Source organism: Cellulomonas sp. P5_C6, from assembly GCF_054049635.1.
The window spans coordinates 14,795-38,397 of the sequence record NZ_JBFULZ010000015.1; the positions used below are offsets into that span (position 1 = coordinate 14,795).

22 protein-coding genes and 1 pseudogene are annotated in these 23,603 nt (G+C 71.6%); 13 read left to right on the top strand and 10 right to left on the bottom strand.

The window, feature by feature from the left end; all coding sequences use genetic code 11:
- Window positions 1-49: 49 nt before the first annotated feature.
- The gene (locus ACXJKG_RS03175; RefSeq protein WP_456844309.1) at window positions 50-1,456 is read right to left on the bottom strand and encodes a class II fumarate hydratase; all 1,407 of its coding nucleotides are present in this window, start codon (window positions 1,454-1,456) and stop codon (window positions 50-52) included.
- Window positions 1,457-1,539: 83 nt separating this feature from the next.
- Here ACXJKG_RS03175 and ACXJKG_RS03180 point away from each other — a divergent pair, with 83 nt between their 5' ends.
- On the top strand, window positions 1,540-1,857 hold the full coding sequence (locus ACXJKG_RS03180; RefSeq protein ID WP_456844310.1) for a DUF2087 domain-containing protein: 318 nt from the start codon (window positions 1,540-1,542) through the stop codon (window positions 1,855-1,857).
- Window positions 1,858-1,859: 2 nt separating this feature from the next.
- Here the strand turns inward: ACXJKG_RS03180 and ACXJKG_RS03185 are convergent, their stop codons facing one another.
- Entirely contained in the window at window positions 1,860-2,495 is a 636-nt protein-coding gene (locus tag ACXJKG_RS03185; RefSeq protein ID WP_456844311.1) for a carbonic anhydrase, read from the bottom strand.
- 140 nt (window positions 2,496-2,635) lie between these two features.
- On the opposite strand from ACXJKG_RS03185, the gene ACXJKG_RS03190 reads away from it, so the two are divergent.
- The 4 genes from ACXJKG_RS03190 to ACXJKG_RS03205 are packed head-to-tail and all read left to right on the top strand — an operon-like array spanning window position 2,636 to window position 7,047.
- On the top strand, window positions 2,636-3,931 hold the full coding sequence (locus ACXJKG_RS03190) for a sugar ABC transporter substrate-binding protein (protein WP_456844312.1): 1,296 nt from the start codon (window positions 2,636-2,638) through the stop codon (window positions 3,929-3,931).
- Window positions 3,928-4,905 carry a carbohydrate ABC transporter permease gene (locus ACXJKG_RS03195; RefSeq protein WP_456844313.1) on the top strand — a complete coding sequence of 326 codons (978 nt, stop codon included), beginning with the start codon at window positions 3,928-3,930 and terminating at the stop codon, window positions 4,903-4,905. Before ACXJKG_RS03190 ends, ACXJKG_RS03195 begins: the two co-directional genes overlap by 4 nt.
- On the top strand, window positions 4,905-5,753 hold the full coding sequence (locus tag ACXJKG_RS03200; RefSeq protein ID WP_456844314.1) for a carbohydrate ABC transporter permease: 849 nt from the start codon (window positions 4,905-4,907) through the stop codon (window positions 5,751-5,753). The genes ACXJKG_RS03195 and ACXJKG_RS03200 overlap by 1 nt, the downstream gene beginning before the upstream one ends.
- Window positions 5,754-5,790: 37 nt before the next feature.
- Window positions 5,791-7,047: an ABC transporter ATP-binding protein gene (locus ACXJKG_RS03205; RefSeq protein WP_456844315.1), complete on the top strand. Its 1,257-nt coding sequence runs from the start codon at window positions 5,791-5,793 to the stop codon at window positions 7,045-7,047.
- Window positions 7,048-7,059: 12 nt separating this feature from the next.
- Here the strand turns inward: ACXJKG_RS03205 and ACXJKG_RS03210 are convergent, their stop codons facing one another.
- The 3 genes from ACXJKG_RS03210 to xseA all read right to left on the bottom strand — a co-directional run bounded on the left by ACXJKG_RS03210 (window position 7,060) and on the right by xseA (window position 9,794).
- Window positions 7,060-7,992 carry a carbohydrate kinase family protein gene (locus ACXJKG_RS03210; RefSeq protein ID WP_456844316.1) on the bottom strand — a complete coding sequence of 311 codons (933 nt, stop codon included), beginning with the start codon at window positions 7,990-7,992 and terminating at the stop codon, window positions 7,060-7,062.
- Window positions 7,992-8,273, bottom strand: coding sequence for an exodeoxyribonuclease VII small subunit (locus ACXJKG_RS03215; RefSeq protein WP_456844317.1), 282 nt, complete (start codon window positions 8,271-8,273; stop codon window positions 7,992-7,994). The genes ACXJKG_RS03210 and ACXJKG_RS03215 overlap by 1 nt, the downstream gene beginning before the upstream one ends.
- A gap of 249 nt (window positions 8,274-8,522) precedes the next feature.
- Window positions 8,523-9,794, bottom strand: a complete 1,272-nt coding sequence (gene xseA, locus ACXJKG_RS03220; RefSeq protein ID WP_456844318.1) for an exodeoxyribonuclease VII large subunit — start codon at window positions 9,792-9,794, stop codon at window positions 8,523-8,525.
- Window positions 9,795-9,942: 148 nt separating this feature from the next.
- On the opposite strand from xseA, the gene ACXJKG_RS03225 reads away from it, so the two are divergent.
- On the top strand, window positions 9,943-11,004 hold the full coding sequence (locus ACXJKG_RS03225) for a 4-hydroxy-3-methylbut-2-enyl diphosphate reductase (RefSeq protein ID WP_456844319.1): 1,062 nt from the start codon (window positions 9,943-9,945) through the stop codon (window positions 11,002-11,004).
- Between the two features lies 1 nt (window position 11,005).
- On the opposite strand, the gene rmuC is transcribed toward ACXJKG_RS03225, so the two are convergent.
- Window positions 11,006-12,343, bottom strand: a complete 1,338-nt coding sequence (gene rmuC / locus ACXJKG_RS03230; protein ID WP_456844320.1) for a DNA recombination protein RmuC — start codon at window positions 12,341-12,343, stop codon at window positions 11,006-11,008.
- A gap of 78 nt (window positions 12,344-12,421) precedes the next feature.
- Between rmuC and ACXJKG_RS03235 the strand changes: the two genes are divergently transcribed.
- The 4 genes from ACXJKG_RS03235 (at window position 12,422) to ychF (ending at window position 17,937) form a co-directional block, all read left to right on the top strand.
- Entirely contained in the window at window positions 12,422-13,201 is a 780-nt protein-coding gene (locus tag ACXJKG_RS03235; protein ID WP_456844321.1) for an ABC transporter ATP-binding protein, read from the top strand.
- Window positions 13,177-14,736, top strand: coding sequence for a hypothetical protein (locus tag ACXJKG_RS03240; RefSeq protein WP_456844322.1), 1,560 nt, complete (start codon window positions 13,177-13,179; stop codon window positions 14,734-14,736). The genes ACXJKG_RS03235 and ACXJKG_RS03240 overlap by 25 nt, the downstream gene beginning before the upstream one ends.
- Window positions 14,737-15,012: 276 nt before the next feature.
- Window positions 15,013-16,725, top strand: coding sequence for a hypothetical protein (locus tag ACXJKG_RS03245; RefSeq protein ID WP_456844323.1), 1,713 nt, complete (start codon window positions 15,013-15,015; stop codon window positions 16,723-16,725).
- Between the two features lie 138 nt (window positions 16,726-16,863).
- Entirely contained in the window at window positions 16,864-17,937 is a 1,074-nt protein-coding gene (gene ychF, locus ACXJKG_RS03250) for a redox-regulated ATPase YchF (RefSeq protein WP_456844324.1), read from the top strand.
- Window positions 17,938-18,021: 84 nt separating this feature from the next.
- Here ychF and ACXJKG_RS03255 read toward each other — a convergent pair.
- Window positions 18,022-18,144: pseudogene (locus tag ACXJKG_RS03255) on the bottom strand (DUF6924 domain-containing protein); the annotation flags it as partial.
- A gap of 288 nt (window positions 18,145-18,432) precedes the next feature.
- Here ACXJKG_RS03255 and ACXJKG_RS03260 point away from each other — a divergent pair.
- Window positions 18,433-19,305 (top strand): AraC family transcriptional regulator, encoded by an 873-nt coding sequence (locus ACXJKG_RS03260; RefSeq protein WP_456844325.1) that lies wholly within the window; start codon window positions 18,433-18,435, stop codon window positions 19,303-19,305.
- A gap of 130 nt (window positions 19,306-19,435) precedes the next feature.
- Here ACXJKG_RS03260 and ACXJKG_RS03265 read toward each other — a convergent pair whose 3' ends face one another.
- Together ACXJKG_RS03265 and ACXJKG_RS03270 are read right to left on the bottom strand one after the other, a co-directional pair.
- Entirely contained in the window at window positions 19,436-19,894 is a 459-nt protein-coding gene (locus ACXJKG_RS03265; RefSeq protein ID WP_456844326.1) for a GNAT family N-acetyltransferase, read from the bottom strand.
- 69 nt (window positions 19,895-19,963) lie between these two features.
- Window positions 19,964-20,242, bottom strand: coding sequence for a GlsB/YeaQ/YmgE family stress response membrane protein (locus tag ACXJKG_RS03270; protein ID WP_456844327.1), 279 nt, complete (start codon window positions 20,240-20,242; stop codon window positions 19,964-19,966).
- A 93-nt stretch (window positions 20,243-20,335) separates the two neighbouring features.
- Here ACXJKG_RS03270 and ACXJKG_RS03275 point away from each other — a divergent pair, with 93 nt between their 5' ends.
- On the top strand, window positions 20,336-21,001 hold the full coding sequence (locus ACXJKG_RS03275) for a LuxR C-terminal-related transcriptional regulator (RefSeq protein WP_456844328.1): 666 nt from the start codon (window positions 20,336-20,338) through the stop codon (window positions 20,999-21,001).
- A 13-nt stretch (window positions 21,002-21,014) separates the two neighbouring features.
- On the opposite strand, the gene ACXJKG_RS03280 is transcribed toward ACXJKG_RS03275, so the two are convergent.
- Window positions 21,015-23,102: an acyltransferase family protein gene (locus tag ACXJKG_RS03280; RefSeq protein ID WP_456844329.1), complete on the bottom strand. Its 2,088-nt coding sequence runs from the start codon at window positions 23,100-23,102 to the stop codon at window positions 21,015-21,017.
- Between the two features lie 148 nt (window positions 23,103-23,250).
- On the opposite strand from ACXJKG_RS03280, the gene ACXJKG_RS03285 reads away from it, so the two are divergent.
- The coding region (locus ACXJKG_RS03285; protein WP_456844330.1) for a class I SAM-dependent methyltransferase at window positions 23,251-23,603 on the top strand (353 nt) is incomplete at its 3' end.

Here is a 23,603-nt window from a genome sequence, read left to right on the forward strand (position 1 = left end):
ACGAAGGCCCCGGTCCGAGGACCGGGGCCTTCGTCGACTCACGCCTTCGTCACGCCTGCGGCGGGCGCGTCATGCTCAGCACGTCGAGGGCCGTGTCCAGCTGCGCCTCGGTGACCTCGCCGCGCTCGACGAAGCCCAGGTCGACGACCGCCGCGCGGACCGTGATCCCGTGCTTGACGGCGTGCTTGGCGATCTTCGCGGCCGCCTCGTAGCCGATCACGCGGTTCAGCGGCGTGACGATCGACGGCGACGACTCGGCCAGCGCACGCGCCCGCTCGACGTTGGCCACCAGCCCGGTCACCGTCTTGTCGGCGAGCAGCCGCGACGCGTTGGCCAGCAGCCGGACCGACTCGAGCACGCCCGCGGCGATGACCGGGATCTGCACGTTCAGCTCGAACGACCCGCTCGCACCGGCCCAGGCGACCGTGGCGTCGTTGCCGACGACGCGCGCCGCCACCATGAGCACCGCCTCGGGGATCACCGGGTTGACCTTGCCGGGCATGATCGACGAGCCGGGCTGCAGGTCGGGGATCGCGATCTCGCCSAGGCCSGTGTTGGGGCCGGAGCCCATCCAGCGCAGGTCGTTGCAGATCTTGGTGAGGCTGACCGCGATSGTGCGCAGCGCGCCSGACAGCTCGACCAGCCCGTCGCGSGAGCTCTGCGCCTCGAAGTGGTCGCGCGCCTCSGTCAGCGGCAGACCSGTGTCCTCGCGGAGCAGCTCGATCACGCGCTGCGGGAAGCCGGCGGGCGTGTTGATCCCGGTGCCGACGGCCGTGCCCCCCAGCGGGACCTCGGCCGCGCGGGGGAGCGCGGACTGCAGGCGCTCGATGCCGTACCGGATCGCGGCACCGTACCCGCCGAACTCCTGGCCCAGCGTCACGGGCGTGGCGTCCATCAGGTGCGTGCGGCCCGACTTCACCACGGTCACCCACTCGACGGCCTTCGCCTCGAACGCCTCGGCCAGGTGCTCCAGCGCCGGGATCAGGTCACGGACCACGCCGGCGGTCGCGGCGACGTGCACCGACGTCGGGAAGACGTCGTTCGACGACTGCGACGCGTTGACGTGGTCGTTCGGGTGCACGTCGCGCCCGAGGATCCGACCCGCCAGGGTGGCCAGCACCTCGTTGGTGTTCATGTTGGAGCTGGTGCCCGAGCCGGTCTGGTAGACGTCGATGGGGAAGTCCCCGTCGTGCGCGCCGGWGGCCACGTCATCAGCGGCGGCGACGATGGCGTCCGCGAYGTCCTGGTCCAGCACGCCCAGCTCGGCGTTCGCGCGGGCCGCCGCCTTCTTGATGCGGGCGAGGGCTTCGATGTGGCTGCGCTCGAGGCGGTCGCCCGAGATCGGGAAGTTCTCGACGGCCCGCTGGGTCTGTGCGCGGTAGAGGGCGTCGACCGGGACGCGCACCTCGCCCATCGTGTCGTGCTCGATGCGGAACTCAGAAGTCATGCCCAACATCCTGCCGCACCCGCCGGGGTGACCCGACCCGGCGTGACGCAATCGGCGTGCGGTCGGCCTCGGCGGCCCGGCACCATGACGCCATGGACTCCCCGTGCCCCGCCGAGAGGTTCCTCGACCACGGACGGCTCGTCCGCACGCCCCGGCGCCTCGGCGACCGGTCGCTCGTGCTCGAGCACCTGGCGTCGCGCGTGCTGGCGCCCGGTGAGCGGGGCTCGGAGGTCGAGCTCACGGAGCGTCTTGCCGCGTTCACCGACGACCCGGTCCGGCTGCGGCGCGACATGGTCGAGGCCGGTCTGGTGGGGCGGCGGGCGGACGGCTCGGCGTACTGGCGCGAGCGGAGCACCCCGCACGACGACGAGGACGGCGCGCGGCCCCGGCCCGCCGACCCCTGGCCCTGAGCTCAGTCGCCGAGCTCGCCCGCGGCCTCGGTCAGGTGCACGGTGCCGTCGGCGAGCGTGTACTCGAGGCCGACGACGGCGACGCGCCCCTCCTTGATCGCCTCGGCGAGCGACCGTGAGTAGCCCTGCAGCATCCGGACCGTGTGCTTGACGTGCTCGTGGCCGAGCACCGCGGGGTCGAGGGTGTCCAGCGCACCGAGCCCGCCGCCGGCCAGGTTGACGATGCTGGGGATGACCCGGTCGACGATGGCGCGCACGAACCCCGTGGGCAGCTCGCCCGTGGTCAGTGCCGTGGTCGCCGCCGCGACGGCTCCGCAGCTGTCGTGACCCAGCACGACGACCAGCGACGCACCCAGGACCTCGACGCCGTACTCGATCGAGCCGATGACCGTGGTGTCCAGCACGTGGCCGGCCGTGCGGACCACGAACACGTCGCCGAGCCCCTGGTCGAAGATGATCTCGGCCGCCACCCGGGAGTCCGAGCACCCGAAGATCACCGCGAACGGGTACTGCGCGGCGCTCACCTCGGCGCGGTGGTCGACCCCCTGGGAGGGGTGCAGCATCTCGCCGCGGACGAAGCGTTCGTTCCCCTCGCGCAGCGCGGACCAGGCTTCGGCGGGAGTCGTGGGGCGTGGCACGGCGCCATCGTCGCAGGTCCCACGCCTGCTCTGCAGCCCGTGTTCAGCACTCGGGTGCACCGGTTCCACTGGCGCGCCCCCTCCGAACGGGTGTAGCCCTTGGGTGTGAGGCATCGACGCCTCGGGTCGGGGGGTGCGCCGTGCGACGTCGGACGCGAGGTCTTGCCATCGCGCTGGCGGTGGGGCTCGTCGCTCCGTTGGCTGCCTGTGCCGGGTCCGGGTCCGGGACCCCGGTCCTCACCTGGTACATCAACCCGGACGACGGCGGGCAGGCGGAGATCGCCAAGCAGTGCACCGAGGCCGCCGGGGGTGCCTACACGATCGAGGTGTCGGTCCTGCCGCGCGACGCCAGCGCCCAGCGCGAGCAGCTGGCCCGTCGCCTGGCCGCCAAGGACTCGTCGATCGACATCATGAGCCTCGACCCGCCGTTCATCCCCGAGATGGCCGAGCCCGGCTTCCTGGCACCGGTGCCCGACGACGTCGCGGCGAAGGTCACGCAGAACGTCGTCGCCGGCGCCCTGGCCGGTGCGACGTGGAAGGACAAGCTCGTCACCGTGCCCTTCTGGGCGAACACCCAGCTGCTCTGGTACCGCAAGTCCGTGGCGACCGCGGCGGGGCTCGACCCGGCGAAGGCGCCGGTGACGTGGGACCAGATCATGAAGGCGGCCAAGGACCAGGACAAGTACCTGGCCGTGCAAGGCACCAAGGCCGAGTCCCTCACCGTGTGGATCAACGCGCTCGTCGCGTCCGCCGGCGGGAAGATCCTCGAGAACCCCGAGGCTCCGGCCGAAGAGATCACGCTCGGGCTGGAGACGCCCGCGGGCGAGGCCGCGGCGACGATCATGGGCACGATCGGCAAGGAGAACCTCGGCGGTCCCGCCCTCCCGACCGAGGACGAGGGCGCCTCGCTGGCCATCTTCCAGGGCGACAAGGGCTCGTTCATGGTCAACTGGCCGTTCGTCTGGTCGGCCACGAAGGCCGGCGTCGAGGACGGCACGTTCCCCCAGTCCCTGCTCGACGACATCGGCTGGGCGCTCTACCCGCAGGTGACGGCGGACAAGCAGACGGCGCCCCCGTACGGCGGGATCAACCTGGGGATCGGCGCCTTCAGCAAGCACGTCGACCTGTCGTACCAGGCGGCCGAGTGCATCGTGACCCCCGAGCACCAGGCGCAGTACTTCGCGACGAACGGCAACCCGCCGTCCAACACGACGTCGTACGACGACCCCGCGGTCAAGGCAGCCTTCCCCATGGCGGACGTCATCCGGCAGTCCCTCGAGCTCGCCGTGCCCCGGCCGCAGACCCCGTACTACAACGAGGTGTCCACCGGCCTGCAGCAGACCTGGCACCCGCCGAGCTCGGTGACCCCGGAGGTCACGCCGAAGGAGTCGACCGACCTCATCACCGCCGTGCTGCGAGGGGAGCAGCTGCTATGAGCAGCCAGGTCCAGACGAAGACGCCCGGCGGGCCCCCGCCGGACCTGCGCGACGCGGCGGCCAAGGCGGGCCGGAGCGACCGGTCGCGGTCCGAGGCCCGGCTCGGCTGGCTGCTGGCGGGTCCGGCGTTCGTCGTCATGCTGGCCGTCACGCTGTACCCGATCCTGCAGGCCTTCTACGACTCCCTGTTCCACTTCCGGCTCACCGCGCCGGACGACAAGCGCTGGGCGGGGCTGAGCAACTACGCGGTGGTGCTGACCGACCCGCTCTTCTGGCAGGCGCTGGGCGTCACCGTGTTCATCACGGTCGTGACCGTGGTGGTCGAGCTTCTGCTGGGGTTCGCGCTCGCGCTCGTCATGCACCGCGCCATCACGCAGCTGCGCGGCCTGCTGCGCACGGCGATCCTGGTGCCGTACGGGATCATCACCGTGGTCTCGGCCTTCGCGTGGTTCTACGCGTTCGACATCAACTCCGGGTACATCAACCACTGGTTCGCCTGGGTGCCCGGGATCAGCACGGACCTCAACTGGTTCGCCCAGCAGGGCACCAGCCTCTTCGTCATCATCCTGTCGGAGATCTGGAAGACCACGCCGTTCATCTCCCTGCTCCTGCTGGCCGGCCTCTCGCAGGTGCCGACCGAGCTGGAGGAGGCGGCGGAGGTCGACGGCGCGACGTGGTGGCAGCGGCTGACTCGGGTGGTCCTGCCGAACATGAAGGCCGCGATCATGGTCGCGGTCCTGTTCCGGGCGCTCGACGCGTTCCGGATCTTCGACAACGTGTTCATCATGACCAACGGCGCCAACGGCACCGAGGTGCTGTCGCTGCTCGCCTACCGGACGTCGATCGGACGGCTCGAGATCGGCCTCGGGTCCGCGATCTCCGTGCTCCTGTTCCTCTGCGTGATCCTCATCTGCTGGGTCGCGGTCAAGTTGTTCAAGGTCGATCTGGCCGGCGGCGCGAGGGGGGCGGGCTGATGAAGCAGCTGTCGACGAGGGCCAAGATCGCCTGGGCCCTCATCACGATCTTCGTCATCACGTACGCCCTCTTCCCGATCGTCTCGATCTTCGCGACGTCGTTCAAGCTGCCCAGCCAGCTGAACCTCGGGCTGTTCTGGCCGAAGACGTGGTCGACCGTGAACTACGAGGAGATCCTGGCGCCGGGCGGGTCCGCGCAGACGCTGTTCCTGTCCTCGCTGCGCAACTCGATCGGCATCTGCCTGATCGCCAYGGCCATCGCCGTCGTCCTCGCCACGCTCGCGGCCTACGCGATCGCCCGGCTCGACTTCCCCGGCAAGCGGCTGGTCCTGCTCACCGCGCTCGGCGTCTCCATCTTCCCGGTCATCTCGATCGTCACGCCGCTGTTCAACCTGTGGCGGAACATCGGCCTCTACGACACCTGGCTCGGGCTGATCATCCCGTACCTGTCGCTGACGCTCCCGATCTCCATCTGGACCCTCGCGGCGTTCTTCCGCCAGATCCCGTGGGAGCTCGAGCAGGCCGCGCAGGTCGACGGGGCCACCACGTGGCAGGCCTTCCGCAAGGCGATCGTGCCGCTCGCCGCCCCCGGGGTGTTCACCACCGCGCTGATCGCGTTCTTCATCGCCTGGAACGACTTCGTCTACGGCATCTCGCTCACGTCGACCGACCGCGCCCGTCCCGTCCCCGCCGCGCTGGCGTTCTTCACCGGCGCCTCGCAGTTCGAGGAGCCGACGGGGTCGATCTCCGCCGCCGCCATCATCGTGACCATCCCGGTGGTCATCCTCGTCCTGCTCTTCCAACGCCAGATCGTGTCCGGCCTGACCCAGGGCGCCGTCAAGGGCTGACGTCCACGCGCGCAGTCCGTCCCACGAAGGAGATCCGATGGCCGCCATCACCCTCAAGGACATCGTCAAGCAGTACGGCGACGGCTTCCTCGCCGTGAAGGGCGTGAGCCTGGACATCGCCGACGGCGAGTTCGTGATCCTCGTCGGCCCGTCGGGCTGCGGGAAGTCGACGCTGCTGCGCATGATCGTGGGCCTCGAGGACATCACGGCGGGTGACCTGCAGATCGGCGGCAAGCGGGTCAACGACAAGGCCCCGCGCGACCGGCACCTGGCGATGGTGTTCCAGAACTACGCCCTGTACCCGCACCTGACGGTCTTCGAGAACATCGCGTTCCCGCTGCGCCTGCAGAAGGGGCAGTTCACCGACGCCGAGATCCGCGAGAAGGTCGAGTTCGCCGCCAAGACCCTCGAGCTCCAGGACCACCTCGACCGCAAGCCCGCCAACCTGTCCGGCGGTCAGCGCCAGCGCGTCGCGATGGGCCGCGCGATCGTGCGCGAGGCCGAGGCGTTCCTCTTCGACGAGCCCCTGTCCAACCTCGACGCCAAGCTGCGCGGGCAGATGCGCACCGAGATCGCGCGCATGCAGCGCCGCCTCGGCACGACCACCGTCTACGTCACCCACGACCAGACCGAGGCCATGACCCTCGGCGACAGGGTGGCCGTCTTGCGCAAGGGGGAGCTCCAGCAGGTGGCCAGCCCGCGGGGACTGTACGAGCAGCCGGTCAACCTGTTCGTCGCCGGCTTCATCGGGTCGCCGCCCATGAACTTCCTGCCGGGCGAGATCAGCGGGTCGACCATGAAGCTGCCGTTCGCCGAGGTCCCGATCTCCGCGGACCTGGCCCCCAAGCTGAAGGGCAAGGAGATCGTCATCGTCGGCATCCGCCCCGAGCACTTCGAGGACGAGGCCCTCCTCGAGGACGGGCGCAAGGGCAGCGGCGTCTCCTTCTCCGCGCCCGTGGACGTCACCGAGTGGCTCGGCTCCGAGCTCTACGCGTACATCCCGTTCGACACGAACCCGGACGTCGCGACGACGCTCGAGGAGCTCGACCGCGACCTGGACGGCGAGGGTCTGCGCACGCAGCTGATCGTCGCGCTCCCGTCGGAGACCAAGATCCGGGACGGCCGCGACGCGACCCTGTGGTTCGACCCCGCCCGGATGATGGTGTTCGACCCCGAGAGCGGGGAGAACCTCACCTGGGACGGCGCCGCCGCCGAGGCGCTCGACCGCGAGAACGAGGCCGACCGCAAGGCCTCCCTCGAGCGCGCCCAGGCCCGCGAGAAGGCGCGCGCCTGACGGACGGCTCGCTCAGTCCAGCTCGGCCAGGCGCGGGGGGTTGGCGCCTGCCCGGGACACGGTGATCGCCGCGATCCGCGCGCAGCGCTCCAGCACCCGCTGCACGGTCTCGGTGTCCACGTCGGCGAGCGCCTGCCGTCGGTCGGCGCCGAGCAGCCCGGCCGTCCAGAGCCCGTCGATCAGGCCGCCCATGAACGAGTCGCCCGCGCCGACGGTGTCCGCCACCTGCACCTTCGGCGCCGCGACCGAGAGCCGGGCACCCGCCGACGTGCTGGCGAAGGCCCCCTCGCCGCCGTGCGTCACGACGACCAGCGACGGCCCGGACCGGCTCCACTGCTCGGCGATCTCCGCCGGCGCGACCCCGGGGTGCAGCCACGCGAGGTCCTCGTCGCTGACCTTGACCACGTCCGCGAGCCGGACCATGGCGTCCACCACGCGGAGCGCGTGCTCCGGGGACCCCATGAGCACGGGCCGGAGGTTGGGGTCGTAGGTGATGGTCGAGCCGGACCGACGACGGGCCAGGATCTTCTCGACCACGGCACCTCCCGGCTGCAGCACGGTCGCGATCGACCCGGTGTGCACGACGAGCGGCTCGCCGGGCTCCTCGTCCCACGTCTCCGGCAGGTCCCACTCGAGGTCGAACTCGTAGGAGGCGGCCCCGTCCTGGCCGATGTGCGCCGTCGCCAGCGGGGTCCGCGCGGCCGACCGGTTGCCCTCGAGCACGTGCACGCCGGACTCCCGCAGGTGTGCCCGGACCAGGTCGCCGTCGGCGTCGTGACCCAGCCAGGTGAGCAGGTCCACGGAGCGGCCGAGCCGGCCGAGGCCGAGCGCGACGTTGGCCGGGCTGCCGCCGGGGTGCTGCGCACGCGTGCCGTCCGGCCGCGCGACGACGTCGATGAGCGCCTCGCCGACGACGAGGGCCCGCTCCGCTGACGTGGTGCTCATCAGGACTCCTCGTCCTCGGGGTCCGCGGCGGTGCCGGGGACGTCCCGCACCGCGCTCAACCGCTCCCGCGCGCCGTCCAGCCACTCCTGGCACCGGGCGGCGAGCGCCTCACCGCGCTCCCAGAGGGTCAGCGACTCCTCGAGGGTCGCGGCGCCGGCCTCCAGTCGCGCGACCACGGCGACGAGCTCGTCGCGCGCCTCCTCGTAGCCGAGGCCGGCGACGTCGGCGTGGGCCGGCTGCGGCGTGGTGTCGGGGGACGGGGTCTGGGACGGCTTCGGCACGAGCACAGTCAACCAGGACTCGCCGACACCACCGGCCGCACGAGCGCTGGCCGAGACGCGTCAGGGTGCGCTACCGGCGCCCTCGGCGACCAACGACCGACGACCGAACGGGCGACCGCCGCCGTCGGGTACCCACGACCGAACGGACGACCGCGCGCCGTCGGCGACCGACGACCGAACCGGCGGCCAGCGCCCTCGGCGGCCGTGCGCTCCGTCGCGATCCACGGGCGCGCGGCAGTCGGTCCTCGGTCAGCCCGTGACCTTCGCCGCGAGCTCGCCCAGGGCGACGCGGATGCGCAGCGGGTCGTCGGCCGCGACCTCGGCGGGGTCCCGCACCACGTGCCCGTCCGCGCGCCGCACGACGGCGTACCCGCGGTCGAGGGTCGCGGCGGGGGACAGGGCCCTGACCTGCGCGGCGAGGCCGGCCACCTCGGCCCGACCGTGCACCAGGGCGGTGTGCAGGGAGCGCCGGGCGTGGTCGCGCAGGACCGTCAACCGGCTCTCGTGCAGGTCGACCAGCGTGGTCGGGTTGAGCAGGACCGGCCGGCTGCGCCAGTGGTCGAGCCCGGTCTGCTCGCGGGTGAGCCGCGCCGTCAGTGCCGCCCGGGCTCGCAGCCGAGCCTGACTCAGGCGGGCGCGCTCCTCGCTCACGTCCGGCACAATCCGCTTCGCCGCGTCGGTCGGGGTCGAGGCGCGCAGGTCCGCGACCAGGTCCAGCAGCGGGCTGTCGAGGTGGTGGCCGATCGCGCTGACCAGCGGGGTGCGGCAGGCCGCCGCTACACGGACCAGGGACTCGTTGCTGAACGGCAGGAGGTCCTCGAACGAGCCGCCGCCGCGCGCGACCACGATGACCTCGACGCGGGGGTCCCGGTCCAGCTCCGCGATCGCCGCGCTGACCTCGGGCACGGCTCGCGGTCCCTGCACGGTGACGCGCCGGATCTCGAACTGCACGGCCGACCAGCGGGCGCGCGCGTTGGACACCACGTCGTGCTCGGCGTCCCCCTGCTGCGCGACGATCAGCCCGACCACGGCCGGGAGGAACGGCAGCGCGCGCTTGCGCGAAGGGTCGAACAGGCCCTCGGCCCCCAGCACGCCCTTGAGGTGCTCGATGCGGGCCAGCAGCTCGCCGAGTCCGACCAGCCGGACGTCGTCGGCCGAGAACGAGAGCGTGCCCTTCTTGGCGTGGTATTGCGGCCGCGCGTGCACGACGAGGTGCGCACCGTCCGCCAGCCGCTCCGCCAGCGGTCCGATCGCGGACGCCGGCGCGGTCACGGACAGCGACATGTCGAGGTCGGTGTCCCGCAGCGTGAGGAAGTAGAGGCTGTTCCACTTCTTGAGGTTGAGCACCTGGCCCTCGACCCAGACCGGCGGCATCTTCGCGATGTAGTCGGCGATCTTGGGTGCGAGGTGGCGGACGGGCCACGGGCGGTCGGGCGTAGTGTCCGCGGCGCGCAACGGCAGGGGGCCGGCCGCCGGCGGGCTGGTGATGGGACCGGTGCTCACGCGCCCAGCCTGCCTCATCCCGCCGACAACCGAGCCTGGCCGAGCCCACCGAGCCCGACCGACCCGCGCGTCCGCCCCAGCAGTCCGTGGTGGGGCCGTGCGGGTCGGGTGCACGTCACAACCCCACGGCAGGGTCGATCGGGCGCGCCGAACTAGACTCCTGACCGTGACTTCCTCGACGCCCGACGGCCCGGTCCCCGGCGACGCGACCCAGACCGTCGTCGGCAAGCGGGTCCTGCTCGCCGCCCCGCGCGGCTACTGCGCCGGCGTCGACCGCGCGGTCATCGCGGTCGAGAAGGCGCTCGAGCACTACGGCGCCCCGGTGTACGTCCGCAAGGAGATCGTGCACAACAAGTACGTCGTCGAGACCCTCGCGGCCCGCGGCGCGGTCTTCGTGGACGAGACCGACGAGGTCCCCGAGGGGGCCCGGGTCGTGTTCTCCGCGCACGGGGTGTCCCCGGCCGTCCACGCCGCGGCCGCCGCCCGGTCGCTGCAGACGATCGACGCGACGTGCCCGCTGGTCACCAAGGTGCACAAGGAGGCCGTGCGCTTCGCGTCCGAGGACTACGACATCCTGCTCATCGGTCACGACGGGCACGAGGAGGTCGAGGGCACGTACGGCGAGGCCCCTGACCACATCCAGGTGGTGAACTCCCCGGCCGCGGTCGCCGACGTGGTGGTCCGCGACCCCGACAAGCTCATCTGGATCTCACAGACCACGCTGTCGGTCGACGAGACGATGGACACCGTCCGCCTCCTGCGCGAGCGGTTCCCCAACCTGCAGGACCCGCCCAGCGACGACATCTGCTACGCCACCCAGAACCGTCAGGTCGCGGTGAAGAAGCTGGCGCCGGAGTGCGACCTGGTGATCACGGTCGGTTCGGCGAACTCGTCGAACTCGGTGCGCCTGGTCGAGGTCGCCCTCGATGCCGGCGCGCGCAGCTCCCACCGGGTGGACAGCGCCTCCGAGATCGACCTCGCGTGGCTCGACGGGGTCACCACGGTGGGCGTGACGTCGGGCGCCTCGGTGCCCGAGATCCTGGTGCGCGACGTCCTCGAGCTGCTGGCCGAGCACGGCTTCGGCGACGTGCAGGAGGTGCGCACCGCGACCGAGGACCTCATGTTCTCGCTGCCCCGCGAGCTGCGCGCCGACCTGAAGGCCGCCGGCAAGGCTCCCGAGGTCCCGCGCCGCGACGGACGCCGGTCCCTGGACGTCCAGCCCGCCTAGCTCAGGCGGTCTCGGCGTCCGTGGGTGCGACCACCCGCTCGGCGCGCAGCGCTCGCTCGTCGCGTTCCGCGCGGCCGTCGAACACGACGAACTGCTCCTCCGCCGACGCCACCAGCTCGGGTGCGCTCACCGCGGAGAGCTGCGGGTTGACCGGGTCGGGCATCGGCAGGTCCGCGTCCACCACGTGCAGGTCGGCGAACCGCCGGGCGCTGACCAGCACGCGCGTCTCCAGCGACGACACCGTCTGGTTGTAGGCGCCGGCCGCCGAGTCGATCGCCCGACCGAGCCGGGCGAGGTGCGATCCCATCGTCGCCAGCCGGCCGTGCAGCTCCTTCCCGAGCGTGAGGACCGCCTGCGCGTTGCTGGCCAGGGCGTCCTGGCGCCAGGCGTAGGAGATGGTCCGCAGGAGTGCGAGCAGCGTGGTCGGCGTGGCGATGACGACGTTGCGCTCGAACGCGTACTCGATCAGCCCGGGGTCCTGCTCGGCGGCCGCGTGCAGGAAGGACTCGGCCGGCACGAACATCACGACGAACTCCGGGGCCGGCGCGAACTGGTCCCAGTAGCGCTTGGCGGACAGGTCGTCGACGTGCGCCCGGACGTGCCGCGCGTGCGCCGCGAGCCGCTCGGCCCGGACGCGCTCGTCGGTCGCCTGCGCCGCGTCGAGGAACCCGAGGAAGGCCACCTTGGCGTCGACCACCACGTTCTTGCCGCCGGCGAGCTTGATCACCATGTCCGGTCGCAGCAGCCCGTCGTCCGTGCGCACCTGGTCCTGCTCGACGAAGTCCACCTGCGCGAGCATCCCGGCGGCCTCGACGACGCGCTTGAGCTGGAGCTCGCCCCACTTGCCGCGCACCTGCGACGACCGCAGCGCGGTGACCAGCTGCGCGGTCTCACCGCGGAGGTGCTCGGACGCCTGCTGCATCGCGCGCACCTGCTCGCCGAGCGCCGCCTGGCCGGCCGCCCTCGCCTGCTCGGCGGTCGACAGCTCGGCACGCACCTGGTCGAGCGTGCGCGAGAGGGGCTCGACCATCGCCCGCACGGCCTGCTCGCGCTGCGTGAGCTCGCCGACCTGCGTCTGGTGGTCGGCCGCGAACCGCTGGTGGGCCAGCGCGAGGAACTGGTCGGTGCTCGTCGCGAGAGCGTCGGCGGCGAGGGCCTGGAACTGGTCCGCGAGCCGCGCCGAGTCGGACGTCCGGGCCGACAGCTCGGCCATGGCGCGCTCGGCCGACCGCTCCGCCGCGCGGACCTGTCCCTGCGCACGACCGGCCGCGAGCGCCCAGCCCGCGGCGAGCCCCGCCAGGGCCGCCAGCACCGCCACGACCACGAAGGTGATGTCCATGCCGAGACCCTCGCACGGGCCACTGACAGGGCCGCCGTCACCGACCGTCATGTCCGGGCCCGCCCCTATGCTGGCCCGATGCTCGACCAGGTCACGCCCCCACCCGCACTCGAGCTCCGCGGCCTGTGGCGCCGGTTCGGGGACAAGATCGCCGTCTCCGGCATCGACCTGGTGGTGCCCGCCGGCTCGTTCTTCGGGCTCGTCGGCCCCAACGGCGCGGGCAAGACGACCACGTTGTCGATGGCGACGGGCCTGCTCCAGCCGGACTTCGGCACGGTCCTGGTGCACGGCCGTGACCTCTGGGCGGCACCCATCGAGGTCAAGGCCCTGCTCGGGGTCCTGCCCGACGGCGTCCGACTCTTCGACCGGCTGACGGGCGAGCAGCTGATCACCTACGCCGGCCTGCTGCAGGGGCTCGACCGCGAGACGGTCGCCGCGCGGGCCACCGACCTGCTGGCCGCCCTCGACCTCACCGTGGACGCGAAGAAGCTGGTCGTCGAGTACTCCGCGGGCATGACCAAGAAGGTCGCGCTGGCGTGCGCGCTGGTGCACGCGCCSCGGCTGCTGGTGCTSGACGAGCCGTTCGAGGCSGTGGACCCSGTGTCCGCGGCGAACATCCGSGACATCCTCGCGTCGTACGTGCGCTCCGGCGGCACGGTCATCGTGTCGTCGCACGTCATGGACCTGGTGCAGCGGATGTGCGACCACGTCGCCGTCATCGCGGCCGGACACGTGCTCGCGGCGGGCACCGTCGACGAGGTGCGCGGCGACGGCAGCCTGGAGGACCGCTTCGTCGACCTGGTCGGCGGCCGCGTCACCGGGGAGGGGCTCGCGTGGTTGCGCACCTCGTCCGGCTGAAGCTGACGCTGCTGCGCAACGGTCTGCGCCGCAGCGCGTGGCAGCTCGTCGGGCTCGTCGTCGCCGCGGTCTACGGCCTGCTGGCGATGTTCGTCGTCGTGGGCTCGATGGCCGTCCTGAGCGTTCAGGAGCCCGACATCCGCGGGCTGGTGACCGTCCTCGCCGGCTCGGTGCTGGTGCTCGGGTGGTGGGTCGTGCCCCTCGTCGCGTTCGGGCTCGACGCGACCATCGACCCGGCGCGCTTCGTCACGTTCGCCATCCCGCGGCGCTCGCTGCTCACCGGCCTGGCGATCGCGGGGCTGCTCGGCATCCCCGGCGTGGTGACGGTCGTCGCGGTGCTGTCGATGGTGGGGGTCTGGTGGCGGACGCCGAGCGCGCTCGCCGTCGGGGTCGTCTGCTCCGTGCTCGCCCTGGCCACCTGCGTCGTCGGGTCCCGGGCCACCACGTCGGCGGGGTCGAGCCTCATGAGCGGGCGGCGGTTCCGCGAGGTCATGGCGGCCGTCGTCGTCCTGCCGATCATCGTCGTCGGCCCCGTGCTCGGACGCCTCGCGTCGGGGACGACGATCACGCAGGCGATGGTCCAGCGGGTCGCCGACGTCCTGTCCTGGACGCCGTTCGGGGCCGTGTGGGCGGTGCCGGGCGCGGTGGCGGAGGGCCGATGGGCGCTCGCGGCGGCCCGGTTCGCGATCGCCGTCCTCACGGTGGCCGTCGTGGCGGTGGTCTGGGACCGGTCGCTCGCGCACGCGCTGGTCAACCCGCCGCACCAGGCCGTCTCGGCGCGAGGGCACGGCCTCGGCTGGTTCGACCGGCTGCCCGCGACGCCCCTCGGTGCGGTCACGGCGCGCTGCCTGACCTACTGGGCGCGCGACCCGCGGTACGCGCTCGCGGTGGCGATCGTGCCGGTGCTCGCGGTCGTGTTCTACCTGGTGAACCCGGACGGCGGCCTGGTCCTGCTGATCGGCCCGATCGCCGGCTACCTCCTGGGCTGGGGCATCTCCGCGGACGTGGCCTACGACGGAACCGCGTTCTGGACGCACGTCGCCGCACCCCTCCACGGCGTGGCGGACCGGCTCGGCCGCGTCATCGCGGTCAGCGCCATCGCGGTGCCCGCCGTGCTCGTGCTCGCCGTCGGGTCCGCCCTGGTCACGCACAACGCGGTCCTGATCCCGGCGCTGCTCGGCCTCTCGTTCGGCGTGCTGCTGACCTCGCTCGGCGGCTCGAGCATCATCTCCGCGCTCGTCGTCTACCCGGTCCAGATGCCAGGCGAGAACCCGTTCCAGAGCCGGCAGGGCGCCTCGATGTCCGCGCTCGCGTCACAGCTCGGCGGCTGGCTGGCCGTCGTGGCCCTGTGCCTGCCGGAGATCGTGCTGGCCGTCCTCGCCGTCCGGCAGGGATCGGCCGCCCTCGGCTGGGTCACGCTGGCCGTCGGCCTGCTGCTCGGTTCGGCGCTGCTGACCATCGGGGTCCGCGTCGGCGGTCGCACGCTGGACCGCACCGGCCCGGACCTGCTGCGGCGCATCGTCGCGTTCGCCTGACCGCACGCTCGCGCGGTCGAGGTCACACCTACTCGTCGGAATCATCCTGGTTCACCAGGAGATGTCCGGAATGCCGTGCGATCATCGGTGGTAACGCCGGTTCGCGGGACGGCGGACGAGACGGTGTCGCGCACGCCGATCGTCCTCGGCCCCGCAACCTACCGATCCCCGTCGCCGCGGACGTCTGACGCAGGTCCCGGGGTGTCGCAGGTCTCGTGTCGCTCGAGCAGGGGGGCGACGGCGGGACCGAGCCGCCGGCGCAGGGGGAGCGGCACGATGGGGAAGTTCTTTGCGGCGCTGGTCGCCGCGTGTCTGGCAATGGTGGGCGTGATCGGCTTTGCAGGCACGGCGACAGCCACGCCGTCGGCCGACGACCTGAGCCCGTACTGCACGTCGCAGGACGGGGCCGACGAGGTCTGTGACCTCTGGGTCACGTGGCGAACCCCGAACTACGTCCCGGACAACCCGACGCTCGCCACGGTCGGTCTCCCGCAGACGCTGGTCGGTCTGGGCAAGCTCCACCCCGCGGACTGCGGCGTGACGTACCAGCAGGACCACTACGTGGGCCCGCGCGATGCCATCGCGGCCGTGCTTGCCGATTCTTGGCTGACCGGTTCGGTCCCGTACCCGGAGGACCAGCAGATCGTCACCGGCTGGTCGTTCGAGTCGTCGGACGCGTGCATCACGGCCGACGCCTCGGCGAGAGTGGTCGTCACGGGACCGACCTGCAGCGCAGACGGCGTCGTCGGCAGGCTCGACCTGGTCAACGCCACCGCGGGGCCGCTGGTCGCCGACGGTGGGACGCACTTCGAGATCACCTTCACCGCCACGCCGGGTCACATCTTCCCGGCCGGTCCTCGGGTCTCCGCAGACGGCAGGACCCTCGTCGTCCTGTTCGACCTGCTCCCACGGCTCCCGCGGGAGCAGTGCCCCGTCATCACCACCCCGGACGTGACGTTCCCGGAACCGACTCCGCCGACCTGCCAGGCCGGCACGTCCCTGCCGCCGACCCCGGCCGACACCGACGCGTACACCTGGTCGTGGGACGGGAACACCCTGACGGCCACGGCGAGGACCGGCTACACGTTCGCGTCGGGCGCGACGATGAGCAGGACGTACACGCTCGAGGGTGCGCTGCCCAGCCCGTCCGAGGAGTGCCCGGTCGTCGTCGTCCCGTCGGTGACGGTCACCGACGTCTGCGGGACGTCCGGCGACTCGGTGGTCCCGGGCTCGGAGGCCGGGATCACGTACGTCACCTCCACTGTGGGGTCGGACGTGACGGTGACGGCCACGACGGACGCGGGCTACGTCTTCGGGGACCTCCCGGACGGCTGGTCGACCACCGAGGGCGGCGCCGCCGTCTTCACGGTCATGTTGACCAGCTCGCCGTGCTCGCCGCCACCGCCGCCGGTCCTGCGGGAGCCGACGCTCGACGGCACGGTGCTCAGCCCGGTCTGCTCGCTCGATGCCCCGTACCTGCAGGGCACCGTGGTGCTCGTGGACCCGGACGACCAGAGCACGGGTGACGTCGCGACGATCGCGCTCACGGACGGGACCAACACCTTCACCTACCCGGGCACGTTCCCGCTCGGTGCCTTCTCGGTGCTGTGGCCGGGGGCGGCCGTCGGGCTCGACGGGCACGGTGTCGCTTGGCCGGGGTACGTCACCAACCCGGACGGCACGTACACGGCCACGACCGGCAACTACGCGTGGACCCGTGGGCCGGACGTGCACGTGATGATCTCGGTGAACCCGTCGGTGACCGTGGCGGTCAGCTACCCGCCGTCGTCGCCGACGTGCCTCACCGCGCCGCCGGACTCGTCCGTGGTGCTCGCGTCGTCGCCCGTGGTCGTGGCCGCCCCGGGGGCCGCGGTGCTCGCTGCGACGGGCGCCGCCGACGTGCAGGTCGTCGGTTGGGCCGCGGTCCTCGCGGTCGTGCTCGGCAGCGGCCTGCTCGTCGTCGTCGGGTCCCGCAGGCGGCGTCGCTAGGGCTGTCGGGCCATCCCGGTCGCACGCTCGCCGGAGCGTGCGGCCGGGATCGCGCTGGCCGGCGGAGGTCTCGCACGACGGCCCCGTCGGCTCGGCTCGGGAGAGGGCTGATGCCCGCGCGGCCTAGACTCCTTCGTCGTGGCACTCACAATCGGCATCGTCGGCCTGCCCAACGTCGGCAAGTCCACCCTCTTCAACGCGCTGACCCGCGCGCAGGTTCTCGCCGCGAACTACCCGTTCGCGACGATCGAGCCCAACGTCGGTGTCGTCCCGCTGCCCGACCCTCGGCTGTCGGTCCTGGCCGAGCTCTTCGGCTCGGAGCGCATCCTCCCGGCGACGGTGTCGTTCGTCGACATCGCCGGCATCGTCAAGGGCGCCAGCGAGGGCGAGGGACTGGGCAACAAGTTCCTGGCCAACATCCGCGAGGCCGACGCCATCTGCCAGGTCACCCGCGCGTTCGCCGACCCTGACGTCGTGCACGTCTCCGGCGAGGTGAACCCCAAGGACGACATCGAGATCATCGCCACCGAGCTGATCCTCGCGGACCTGCAGACTCTCGAGAAGGCAATCCCGCGCCTCGAGAAGGAGGTGCGGGCCAAGAAGGCGGACGCGGGACTGCTCGCGGCGGCACAGGAGGCCGTCGCGATCCTCGAGAAGGGTCAGGCGCTCTCCCAAGCCGGCAAGAAGATCGAGCACCTCGACGAGCTCCAGCTCATGACGAGCAAGCCGTTCATCTACGTCTTCAACACCGACGACGCCGGCCTGGCCGACACCGCGATGCAGGACGAGCTCCGCGCGCTGGTCGCCCCCGCCGACGCCATCTTCCTCGACGCCAAGTTCGAGTCCGAGCTGGTGGAGCTGGAACCCGACGAGGCGAAGGAGATGCTCGCCGACAACGGGCAGGAGGAGGCCGGCCTCGACCAGCTGGCCCGCGTCGGCTTCCACACCCTCGGCCTGCAGTCCTACCTGACCGCCGGCCCCAAGGAGTCGCGCGCCTGGACGATCCACCAGGGCTGGACGGCCCCGCAGGCCGCCGGCGTGATCCACACCGACTTCCAGAAGGGCTTCATCAAGGCCGAGGTCATCTCGTTCGACGACCTCGTGGCCGCCGGCTCCGTCGCCGCCGCCCGCGCCGCCGGCAAGGCCCGCATCGAGGGCAAGGACTACGTGATGGCCGACGGCGACGTGGTGGAGTTCAGATTTAACGTATAGGCGCGGTGCAAGGTTGGCGAACCTCCTGGGTCGGTCCCCGGCGTTCGGCGTCATCTACCCTTCGTGACGACCTGGTGGCGCCGCTCAGCGAGAGGTATAGAAGACGCCGTCCTCGTCGACATTGCCCGCGAACGCGAAGAAGTCCATGTTCGCGATCGCCAGGTCGTTCTCGATCGCCTGGACCGCGGGAGATTCGTATCGGAACCAGCGACCGCGTTCGGGGCCGAGCTAACGACGAACGTCTGGTCTGGCATCGTTCGCGCGTCGGCAACGAAGGCGTAGGACAGGTCGCCGCCGACGGGCAGCGTGGCGAGAGTCTGGGGATCGACACCAGACAGCGCAGTGTCGTCGAACGGCACGAGGTTCGCCTGGACCACGTCACCCTAAGGCTGGGGCTGCAGGCCCAGCGGCGTCCTCACCCGACAGAGACCGAACCGCAGAAGTCGGGCGGAGCGTCTGCTGCGTCGACGAGAGTGGAGGGCGAAGGGAGCGGCAATGATCGAGATCCTCAACCGGCTCGTCGACAAGATCGAACGGCGCCTCGGCGACGGCCTCGACATCGATATCGATGATCTGGCTGCAGCGATGGGAACGACGGGCTATCACGCGCGTCGCATGTTCTCGTCACTGGCGGGCATGCCGGTATCTGACTACGTGCGGCGGCGGCGTATGACCGTCGCCGCGGCTGACGTGATCGGGGACGAGGATTTGCTCACGATCGCCCTGCGGTACGGATATGGCTCGACCGAAGCCTTCGGGCGCGCTTTTCGATCCGTGCACGGCGCAAGTCATGGCGACGTCCGCCGTGACGGAGGCCCCCTTCGGAGTCAACCGCAGCTCAGGTTCCGCCTGACCGTCGAAGGGAGGCACCCTATGGATGCCCGAATCATCGAACGACCCACCTTCCGGCTGATCGGCTACGCCGCTCGGGTGCCGCTGGTCTACGAGGGTGTCAACCCGTCCATTCAGCGGCACATCGCTTCACTGCCGGCGTCCGAGCACGAGCGCCTCAAGCAGCTCAGTGGCGCCGAGCCCTCGGGGCTGCTGCAGGTCAGTGCTGACGTCGACCCCGACTTTGCTGAGGGCAGTGACCTGACCTACCTCCACGGCGTGGCGGTTGACGTCGACGCCGAGGCTCCCGACGACCTCGACGTGATCGACGTCGATGCCGGAGCATGGGTGATCTTCCGCACCTCCGGTTCGCATCCGGCGGCCCTCCAAGAGGCGTACGCCGCGACTGCGACGGAGTGGTTCCCCTCCAACCCGTGGCGGCTGCGCCCTGGTCCGTCGATCGTCTCCGTACTCGACCATGCGCCGGACTTCAGTACGGCGACGTGCGAGCTGTGGTTCCCTGTCGAGCGCGCCTGAGTGGGCGGCGAACCTGGCTGCGGAGCCTCGGGAGCCAGGTCCGCCACCGCTCACCCGTTGTTCCGCTACGGAACGTGGTGGAGCTCCGCTTCACCGTGTAGTCGGTTGCTGCCGCCGGGTGCCCCAGAACTCAGTGCTGGGCTTCGATCTCGAAGGTCTGGAGCACCCTGTCGTCGGCCGTCGTCTCGGCAAAAGGGACCGGGATGGCGGTTCTCCAGAACGCGGTCGCTGCCGGATTCGTCAGGCGCTGCGTCACCTCCCACGGGCCTGGGAAACGGTGGAACAGCGTGGCGGCGGAAGCGGTGCCTACGCCGCCACGGCGGTAGCGGCGAAGGATGAAGAACTCCGCCATCTCGGTGCGCGTCTCGAGCCGCACGAGTGCGAAGCCGGCCAGCTTCCCCTCGACGCGGATCAGGAAGGCGTGGCGGTCCTCGTCGGTCCAGTAGTGGTCGAGCCAGGGATAGCCGAACTCGCCGTGCGCATCGACGTCCCGGCCGTCAAGCTCGGACCAGTCGTAGGCATAGAACTCCATGAGGCGGCGTACGACGCCCCGCTCGGACTCTTGCACCTCGGAGACATCGATCGACACGGCAGGTGATCGTAGGGCGGCTTCGGCGAAAGGTGAACCCATCGGGGCGCCCCGGTGGCCGGGTTCAGGTCAGCGCGTGACCGAGCGGCGGCCGCCGACGCGGATCCAGATCAGCAGCACGATGATCGCGCCGATGATCGACCCGACGATCCCGGCGGGCTGCAGGAAGCCGTCCGCTGCGTCGCTGCGGAACAGCAGGTAGCCCAGGAAGCCGCCGACGAACGAGCCGATGATCCCGATGACGATCGTCATGCCGATCGACAGGTCCTGCTTGCCCGGGACGACGAGCCGCGCGAGCAGCCCCGCGATGAGCCCGATGACGATGACGGAGATGATGAGTCCCAGCATGGTGATGCCTCTCTGCGAGCGGTTGTGTGTGTCTCTACGACACCACCCCTAGGGCGGATGCAGTACACCCCTAGGGGGGTCTACGGTCGAGAGGTGCCCACGCCCAGCAGGCCCATCACGGTCGCCCTSGTCGACGACTACGACGTCGTGSTSATGGGCGTCGCGCRGATCMTCGACCAGTACCGCGACCGAGTGGTGGTGGCCGAGATCGACACGAACAAGCCGGTCAGCGACGTCGTGGACATCGTGCTGTACGACTCGTTCGCGCAGCCGGAGTCGGACCACCACGAGATCGGCGTGCTGGTCCGCAACCCCAGCGCCCGCCGGGTGGTCGTCTTCACGTGGAACTTCCATCCCGACCTCGTCGCGAGCGCCCGCGCGCAGGGGGTGAGCGGCTACCTCTCCAAGGCGCTGCCGGCGCGCGAGCTGGTCGCTGCCCTGGAGGCGGTGCACGCCGGTGAGTTCGTCGTCAGCGAAGCGGCCGGTCGCGTCCGACCGGCCAACGGCCTGGACTGGCCGGGGCGGGCCGAGGGGCTGACCGACCGCGAGTCAGAGATCCTGGCCCTGATCACGCAGGGTCTGAGCAACGCGGACGTCGCGGCGCAGACCTACCTCAGCCCCAACACGGTCAAGTCCTACATCCGCTCGGTCTACCGCAAGATCGGGGTCGAGAGCCGGACCAAGGCGGTGCTGTGGGGGATCGACCACGGGTTCGTCCCGGACCACCGCCGGATCGACCACTGGCGCGGAGGCCCGTGACGGCGAGCGGCCCTCAGGCGGCGGCGAACAGGTCCGGGTGGCTCGCGCGCAGGTCGCGCTCGAACACCCACGCGAGGCTTCCCGCGAAGAGCGGCGTGAGGTGGTTGTCGTCGCGATAGGTGACGACGTTGCCGATCACGGCGTCGCAGCGGTCCGGGCAGATCTGCTCGGTGACGTCGATCAGCGTGACCTTCGGGTCCGCCTTCGCGGCGAAGTCGATCCGCGAGGGAGGGGTCGCGCGTGCGGCATTCATCTGCTCGGTGCAGTCGGCGACGGTCGCGCCGGCGCGCGACAGGCAGTCGGGCGCCGAGAAGCCCGGGAAGTAGGGCACCTCGGTGACCGCGGCGACGGGGATCCCGAGGCCCTCGATGAAGCGGTACTGCGTGGCGTACTGCAGGCCGGACTCGCGGTCGTAGCTGACCGGGCCCTCGGCGTCGCCGTGCGGGTAGGGGTAGAAGCGGGCCGAGGTGACGACGAGGTCGGGGTGCAGGTCACGGATGACGTCGCGGATCTGCGTGTTCCACGCCCGGCACCCGCCGTAGATCGGGCCGTCGGGGTCCTCGTGCTCGTCGAGCGTGGCCAGCGGGCACGACTGCTTGCCCGCGACGACGATGTGCCAGCCGTACCTCTGGCCGAGCTCCTCGAACGCGGGCAGCCACATCGTGGTGTGGCTGTCGCCGGCGAGGAGCACCGTCCGGGTGCCGTCCGCCACGCCGCCCGTGCAGGTCGTGACGGCGTCGTTGGTCGCGTGCGTCAGGCAGGGGTCCCGCAGCTGCGGCTCGGTGGTCTGCAGCTCGAGCAGTGTCGGTGCGGGAGGCAGCGAGGGGTCCGGAGGCGTCGCGGCGTGGAACTGCGGGTCGAGGACCCGAGCTCCGGCGTAGGCGGAGCCGGACGCGGTGACGGCCCCGGCCGCGGGGGTGGCCGGCGCGGGCTCGGGGAGCGCGACGACGACGGCGACGGTGAGGGCGGTAGCCGCGAGCAGCGACCCGCCGAGGGCGTAGGAGCTGCGGCGCACCGCGGCGACCGCCCCCGCGCGAGCGGCGTGGCGCGGGCCGACGCGGAGGAACCGGTCCTCGACGTACCGCTTGGAGAGGGCGGCGAGGAGCACGGAGGCGGCGACCACGGGGACGACGGCCAGGCGGGGCACGGTGGCGGTGCCCAGCGCGGCGCAGACGAGGACGACGATCGGCCAGTGCCAGAGGTAGAGGCTGTAGGAGATGTCGCCGACGTACGTGACGGGCCGCCACTCCATCAGCCGGCGGGGGAGCGACGTGAACGCGGTCGCTCCCGCGCCGATGAGCAGGGCGGCTCCCGTCGTAGGCAGCAGCGCGACCCAGCCGGGGAAGGCCATGGTGTTGTCGAGCGCGGCGATCGATGCCACGACCAGCACCAGGCCCACGGCGAACGCGGGCCGGGCGACGGCCGGGCGCAGCTGTCGCCTCGGGAGCCAGACGGCGAGCAGGCCACCCACCAGCAGCTCCCAGGCACGTGTGGCCGTGGAGAAGTAGGCGACGTCGCCCTGGCTCTGCGAGACGGCGACCGACCAGGCCAGCGACGCCCCCGCCAGGACGACCGCCGCGCCCCCGATCACGGCCGTCGGCGATCGGCGCAGCCGTACGGCCGCGAGGGCCGCGCCGGCGACGACCAGGGGCCACACCACGTAGAACTGCTCCTCGACCGAGAGCGACCAGAAGTGCTGGAACGGACTCGGGAGCGCGGTCGCGTGCAGGTAGCTCACGGAGTTGGCGGCCAGCAGCCAGTTCTCCATCGACAGCGCGGACGCGACGGCCTGGCGGGTGAGCTCCGGCCGCAGCGCCATCGGCATCACGACGGCCGACGCGAGGAGCGTGGCGACGATCACCACCGTGGCCGCGGGCATGAGTCGACGGATCCGCCGGCCCCAGAACGCCGCGAGCCCCACGCGGCCCGTGCGTGCTCCGCGCAGGAGGGCGCTCGTGATCAGGTAGCCGGAGATCACGAAGAACACGTCGACGCCGGCGAACCCGCCGGGGAACCAGGCAGGCCGGACGTGGAACGCCACCACGGCGAGCACGGCGAGCGCACGCAGGCCCTGGATGTCGGCGCGACGGGTCGTAGCCACGGTCACTCTCTGGATGGGTTCACGGGCACGGACGGCGCCGGGCGGCAGTCTAGAAGAGGACCGCCCGGAGCCAGGAATCGCGGGCGCGTGAGATCGGTCACCGCATAGGGCGATGACGTCGAGCCGGGGACGGCCTAGCGTCCGATGGATGGCCGACGACGGATTCGAGGTCCCCCGCCTCGCGGAGCTCTACGACGTGCTGGACCCCGACCGCAGCGACCTCGACGCGTACGTCGCGATCGCCGACGAGCTGGGCGCCCGGAGCGTGCTCGACGTGGGCTGCGGCACCGGGGTCTTCGCGCTGCTGCTCGCCGCACACGGTCTCGACGTCGTCGGCGTCGACCCGGCGCGGGCGTCCGTCGACCTGGCGCGGGCCAAGCCGGGTGCCGACGCGGTGCGGTGGCTGGACGGCGACGCGACGACCCTGCCGCCGCTGCGGGTCGACCTGGCGACCATGACGGCGAACGTCGCCCAGGTGTTCGTCACCGAGGAGGACTGGGC

What these genes read in the sequence shown, in the direction of transcription:
- ACXJKG_RS03180 (WP_456844310.1), top strand. Translation starts at nt 1,540, where the DNA reads ATGGACTCCCCGTGCCCCGCCGAGAGGTTCCTCGACCACGGACGGCTC.
- ACXJKG_RS03195 (WP_456844313.1), top strand. Translation starts at nt 3,928, where the DNA reads ATGAGCAGCCAGGTCCAGACGAAGACGCCCGGCGGGCCCCCGCCGGAC.
- ACXJKG_RS03205 (WP_456844315.1), top strand. Translation starts at nt 5,791, where the DNA reads ATGGCCGCCATCACCCTCAAGGACATCGTCAAGCAGTACGGCGACGGC.
- ACXJKG_RS03210 (WP_456844316.1), bottom strand. Translation starts at nt 7,992, where the DNA reads ATGAGCACCACGTCAGCGGAGCGGGCCCTCGTCGTCGGCGAGGCGCTC.
- xseA (WP_456844318.1), bottom strand. Translation starts at nt 9,794, where the DNA reads ATGAGGCAGGCTGGGCGCGTGAGCACCGGTCCCATCACCAGCCCGCCG.
- rmuC (WP_456844320.1), bottom strand. Translation starts at nt 12,343, where the DNA reads ATGGACATCACCTTCGTGGTCGTGGCGGTGCTGGCGGCCCTGGCGGGG.
- ACXJKG_RS03245 (WP_456844323.1), top strand. Translation starts at nt 15,013, where the DNA reads ATGGGGAAGTTCTTTGCGGCGCTGGTCGCCGCGTGTCTGGCAATGGTG.
- ACXJKG_RS03260 (WP_456844325.1), top strand. Translation starts at nt 18,433, where the DNA reads ATGATCGAGATCCTCAACCGGCTCGTCGACAAGATCGAACGGCGCCTC.
- ACXJKG_RS03270 (WP_456844327.1), bottom strand. Translation starts at nt 20,242, where the DNA reads ATGCTGGGACTCATCATCTCCGTCATCGTCATCGGGCTCATCGCGGGG.